Consider the following 698-nt stretch of genomic DNA (forward strand, 5'->3'; position numbering starts at 1 on the left):
TGACCCAGGCTGTGTAAAAACGCGGCTCCGCATCACCTCCATGCAACGAAGGCGGCCGTCGGTGTCGCTATTGAGTTCGCTGCCCGCGCCTCACGCCCGCATGGCTGCCAGCAATGGCTCGACGCCGAGGATATTCAGCACACGGGTGAGATTGTAGCTGAGTACGTTCAGCGCCATCTCGGTCGCCACCTTCGGCAGCGTCTTCATCAGAAAGTGCGTCGCACCCATCCGCATCTTCAGCGTGGCGAACGGATGCTCGACGGTTTCGCGGCGCACACGCATGGCTTGGGGATTCTGATCGAGCCGCGTCTGCGCGGCCTCGACGACGTGTTCGTGTTCCCAGCGTCTGATACGGCGCTCGTTGGACGTTGTGCACTGATCCTTGAGCGGGCAAGTGCGGCACGCTTTGGTCAAGTAGATCCGCATTTTCTGGCCATCTTCATCAGCGGTGAAGTGGTGCGACAGCTTCTCGCCGGCCGGGCAGCGATAGACATCGTCCTTGGCCAAATAGACAAAATCAGGCTTCCCAAAGCGGCCTGCCGACTTGGCTCCCGAGGTTTGCGGCTTGGGTAGCGTGACTGCCACGCTGGCCTGTTCACAGGCCAGGATTTCCTCGCCCTTAAAGTAACCCCGATCCGCAACGACGTCCAAAGTATCGCTGCGCAACGCGGCTTTCGCCGCCTGCGCCATCGCCGCCA

At 61.2% G+C, this 698-nt stretch carries 1 protein-coding gene; it reads right to left on the reverse strand.

What is annotated here, in order from left to right; translation table 11 throughout:
- Positions 1 to 90 precede the first annotated feature (90 nt).
- A partial coding sequence (locus QCM77_RS46000) for a transposase (RefSeq protein ID WP_280097152.1) occupies positions 91 to 698 on the reverse strand: 608 nt, incomplete at its 5' end.

Origin of the sequence: Bradyrhizobium nivariense, from assembly GCF_029846695.2 — a bacterium.
Classification (GTDB): domain Bacteria; phylum Pseudomonadota; class Alphaproteobacteria; order Rhizobiales; family Xanthobacteraceae; genus Bradyrhizobium.